Annotated in this window: 5 protein-coding genes; 3 read left to right on the forward strand and 2 right to left on the reverse strand. The window is 70.7% G+C overall.

From position 1 onward, the window contains the following. A partial coding sequence (locus GX015_RS11430; protein WP_291345253.1) for a 3-deoxy-7-phosphoheptulonate synthase occupies positions 1 to 365 on the forward strand: 365 nt, incomplete at its 5' end. Between the two features lie 84 nt (positions 366 to 449). Here GX015_RS11430 and GX015_RS11435 read toward each other — a convergent pair. Together GX015_RS11435 and GX015_RS11440 are read right to left on the reverse strand one after the other, a co-directional pair. Beyond that, the gene (locus tag GX015_RS11435) at positions 450 to 1,406 is read right to left on the reverse strand and encodes a hypothetical protein (RefSeq protein ID WP_291345255.1); all 957 of its coding nucleotides are present in this window, start codon (positions 1,404 to 1,406) and stop codon (positions 450 to 452) included. A 112-nt stretch (positions 1,407 to 1,518) separates the two neighbouring features. Continuing rightward, the gene (locus tag GX015_RS11440; protein ID WP_046649692.1) at positions 1,519 to 2,193 is read right to left on the reverse strand and encodes a fasciclin domain-containing protein; all 675 of its coding nucleotides are present in this window, start codon (positions 2,191 to 2,193) and stop codon (positions 1,519 to 1,521) included. Positions 2,194 to 2,477: 284 nt separating this feature from the next. On the opposite strand from GX015_RS11440, the gene GX015_RS11445 reads away from it, so the two are divergent. Both GX015_RS11445 and GX015_RS11450 read left to right on the forward strand, forming a co-directional pair. Continuing rightward, positions 2,478 to 3,059, forward strand: a complete 582-nt coding sequence (locus GX015_RS11445) for a sigma-70 family RNA polymerase sigma factor (protein ID WP_291345258.1) — start codon at positions 2,478 to 2,480, stop codon at positions 3,057 to 3,059. Continuing rightward, the coding region (locus GX015_RS11450) for a hypothetical protein (protein WP_291345260.1) at positions 3,056 to 3,397 on the forward strand (342 nt) is incomplete at its 3' end. The genes GX015_RS11445 and GX015_RS11450, both read left to right, overlap by 4 nt.

Here is a 3,397-nt window from a genome sequence, read left to right on the forward strand (position 1 = left end):
AGGTCCGCACGGCGCTGCCGCCCATCGTCGAAGCGGTCGAGGCCACCGGCCACAAGGTCATCTGGCAGTGCGACCCGATGCACGGCAACACCTACAGCGCCTCCAACGGCTACAAGACGCGCCACTTCGACCGCATCGTCGACGAGGTCCAGGGCTTCTTCGAGGTCCACCGCGCCATCGGCTCCCACCCGGGCGGCCTGCACATCGAGCTGACCGGCGAGGATGTCACCGAGTGCCTCGGCGGCGCGCAGGACATCGCCGATGTCGATCTGCCGGGCCGCTACGCCTCGGCGTGCGACCCGCGGCTGAACACCCAGCAGTCGCTGGAGCTGTCGTTCCTGGTCGCGGAGATGCTGCGCAACTAAAGGTCCGCGCCGTCTGCTTTACGACGGCCCGCGCCCGCGATGAGGGGCCCCGGCATGATTGGCTGCCGGGGCCCCTTTGTCGCGTCAGTTGTCGAGCGCCCGGCGGTAGAAGCGCAGCCGCAGGTAGGCGTGGTCGGCGGCGTCTATGCGGCGCAGCCATTCGGCATTGGCGGCGGCGGTGCTGGCCGCGTGGGTATCGGGGTTGGTGGCGGCATCGGGACCGCCCGTCATGTTGCCAACCCCGGACTGCCCGCCAAACCCGGCATGTCCGCCAAACCCGGACTGCCCGCCAAACCCGGCATGTCCGCCCGGGCCAAGCATGTCACCCAGGGCGGCCAGGGCGTCGTGGCCGTCGGCCATGGCGTCGTCGATGGAATCGATGATCGACCGGCGGGCCCGGTCCAGCTCCGGCGACCGGGGTTCGCGGGCGTACGCGGACTCCAGGGCGGTGCCGATGCCGAGGGTGTCGTCGATGCGGAACCACTCGTCGATGATTGCGGTGAGTCGGCGCCGGGAATCCGACGCCAGCTGGTCGAGGATCACCGCGGTGTTTTCGCCTGCGAGTTCGGCGCGGCGCCGCGCGAACAACCGGCCACCGGCGACGTAGAGCCCCGCGCCGGCCACGATCGCCAGGATCAGCAGCCCCGCCCCGCCCGCCAACCCGGCCAGCAATGTGCCGATCAACCGGGGCCCGATGAGCACGAGGGCGACGAGAACCAGAATCAAGGTCAACCGGCTCACGGCCGGCGGACGGGCCGGGAAGAAAGACGACGCGGGTGAACCCGATGACGCCGGCGACGCGATCGCACCCCAGCCCGGGGCGCCGAAGCTCCGCGCCACCTCGGCGGAGGTTTCCTCCACCACGGCGTCGGCGCGCTGCTTGGCCGCGAGAAGCCGCCGGTGGCGATGAGCTGGCTCGTCGGTGACGCGCAAATGGGGTGGCCCGTCGGCGTCGTCAAGCGCGGCCCGCCTGCGGGCAACCGGACCTGACAGGGGCCGCCCACCGCCACCCTGTGCCCCGCCTCCGTCCATGCCACCCATGCCACCACCGTACCGGCCCGCGCACGCGGCGAAGCCGGCTCCCCGGGGCAGGGGAACCGGCTTCAGAGCCATTGAATGGACGGGCGCCCGAGTGGCCGGACGGGCCCGCACACTACTCCGTCGGGGGCAGCAGAACCGAGTCGATCAGGTACACGGTGGCGTTGCCGGTCTTGATGCCGCCGCAGGAAATGTTCGAATCGTTGACCATCATCGTCTCGCCGTCCATGGTCACCTCGACCTCGTCGCCCTGCACGGTGGCGTGCGTGCCCTCCACCGCATCGAGGCCGGCCTGGCCATCAACGACGTGGTAGGTCAGCACCGCGGTCAGCAGATCGGCGTCGGTCTGGAGGGCCTCCAGCGTCGCGGCGTCGACCTTGGCGAACGCGTCCTCCGTCGGCGCGAAGATCGTCCACTCGCCGTCCTGCAGCGTCGCCGCAAGGTTGACGTCGGGGTTGAGGCCGCCCGTCAGCGCCGACGTGAGGGTGGCCAGCTCCGGGATGTTCTGGATGGCGTCGACGATGTTCTGGTCGGCGATCGCATCCAGCGACGCCGGGCCATCCGGGTGGGCCTCGGCGTAGGCCTGGCAGCCCGGGCCGGCCGGGGCGCCCTCGCCGGCGGCGGAGGTCTCGGTGGCCGTGGTCTCGGTGGTGGACGTGGCCGTCGAGGTCGCCGTGGTGGTGTCGGTGTTCTCCGTGGTCGCCGCGTCGTCGCCGCACGCGACGAGGGTCAGGGCCGCGACGGCGAGCATGGCGGCGGCGCCGGCGGTACGTCGGTTCGAGGTGCGCATGAGAGTTCCTTTTCGGTTAGTCGGGCCCGGAAGTGGGCCCGGCGTGGGTCGTGAACGTCGGTTTCCTTGTCCGCGCCAATCGGTTCCGCGGGTGGGAAATCGTCGTCGGCCTTTGCAATCTGATTGCCGGCCGTCACGGTGTATTCGGAGCCGCACCGGTCGGGGATGGGTCGGTGGCGGAACTTTTTCGGAAAAGTTTTTCGCGTTACTGTCGGAGGTGGCCGGCCTGCATCCGCGGCGCCCTGCATGGGCGACGGACAGGGGCGGCCAAGAAGGGAGTTCCGGTGCCGACACCGATTCCACGCGGCTACCGCGCGCTGCGGGTCCTCTCCGAAGGCGAGTTGATCGACCAGATCGCCGGGGGAGACAGGGACGCGTTCGCCGAGCTCTATGACCGCTTCGGTGCGCGCGTCTACGGAATGGCGCTGCGCGTGGTGGTCGATCCGAAGATCGCGGAGGATGTCGCGCAGGATGCGTGGCTGGCGATCTGGGACTCGGCGGCGTCGTTCGATCCCACCCGGGGTTCGGCGGCGGGATGGGCGCTGGCCATCGCGCACCGCCGGGCCGTCGACGCCGTGCGCAGCATCGACGCGAGCCGCCGCCGCGCAGATGCGGCCGCGGACCGTGACGCCGCGCGTCCGGTGGGCGGCGGCGCCGACGAAGACGTCCTCGCCGACGATGAACGCCGCGAGGTCGCCGACTGCCTGGGCACCCTGTCCGAACTGCAGCGTGAGGCGTTGGACCTGGCCTACTTCGGCGGGATGACGCAGAAGGAGATCTCGCGCAGGCTCGGCACGGGATTGTCCGCGGTGAAGTCGAGGATCAGGGATGGTTTGATCGCATTGAGGAGGTGCCTGGGCGAATGAACGTCAACGACGTCAATTCCACGTCCGGCGGCGGCGACGCCCCGGAGCTTGAGTCGTGGGCCGCGCTCGTCGCGGTCGATGCGGTGGATCCGGGGGATGAGGAATTCGTCCGGGAGCTTCGCCGGGACAATCCGCTTTTCGACGACCTCGTGGACCGCTACCGCCGTGATGCCGCGGATTTGGCCGCATCCGCCGCGGTCGCGCCGCCGGCGGGATTGCGGGGATCCGTGTTGGATGCCGTGGCGGGCAGGTCCCCGTCGGCGGAGGACGCCACCGTGGTGCCCATCAGCTCCGGGCGTCGGGGTGCGGCCGGTGGCGGCGCAGGCGTCGGCACCCGC

Source organism: Corynebacterium sp. (genome assembly GCF_012837295.1).
GTDB lineage: Bacteria > Actinomycetota > Actinomycetes > Mycobacteriales > Mycobacteriaceae > Corynebacterium.

What these genes read in the sequence shown, in the direction of transcription:
- GX015_RS11435 (WP_291345255.1), bottom strand. Translation starts at nt 1,406, where the DNA reads ATGGGTGGCATGGACGGAGGCGGGGCACAGGGTGGCGGTGGGCGGCCC.
- GX015_RS11440 (WP_046649692.1), bottom strand. Translation starts at nt 2,193, where the DNA reads ATGCGCACCTCGAACCGACGTACCGCCGGCGCCGCCGCCATGCTCGCC.